Here is a 632-nt window from a genome sequence, read left to right as displayed (position 1 = left end):
GCCACCGCGACCGCGACCGGCTCCGCGACCGCGACCGGCTCCGCGACCGCGTCGTCGACGGCTCCGGCCGACGCGTCGCCGTTCCCGTCCGCTCCCGCGTCGCCCGGTGGTGCCGCGACGGGCCCCGTCTACAGCCTCGACGGAGGCCAAGACCCGGTCATGGGCTGGACGCCCACGCGTGCCCCCTCGAGCCGTCGTGCCGCGCGGCTGGCCGAGGCGCTGGTCGACAAGGCCGCGCTCGCCGACCAGGAGGCCCTGCTCGTCCCCGACACCGGCCCCTCGCCCGTCCTGCCCCGATCGGCCGTGGCCCCGTCGTCGGTCTCCGCGCCCTCCTCCGTGGTCCCGTCGCCCGCGGCAGCCGCCCCGGCACCGCTCAGCCCGCCCCCCGCCGGCCACGTGCTCCCGTCGACGCCGCGACCCGGCTGGGTCGACCCGCGCTTCGAGGAGCCGATCCGCGCCTCCCGGGCTCAGGCGTCCCCCCTGCAGGAGGCGCGGGCCGGCTCCGCGACGGACCTCGCCGCCCCCGCCCCCACCGTCGCGAACCCGGCCGCGGTCGGCACCCCGGCCGGCACGACGGCCACGTCGGCGTCGCTCGCGTCGTCCTCGCCGTTCGCCGCCGAGGGCGTCGTCCT

The 632-nt window shown here is 80.2% G+C and carries 1 pseudogene; it reads left to right on the top strand.

Going from position 1 to position 632, the window contains the following annotated elements:
- A pseudogene (locus IFT36_RS16160) lies at nucleotides 1-632 on the top strand (hypothetical protein); the annotation flags it as partial.

This window comes from Frigoribacterium sp. CFBP 13605 (genome assembly GCF_014839405.1).
GTDB lineage: Bacteria > Actinomycetota > Actinomycetes > Actinomycetales > Microbacteriaceae > Frigoribacterium.
The sequence above is the reverse complement of the archived record's forward strand: the minus strand, read 5'-3'. Positions and strand labels throughout refer to the sequence as shown.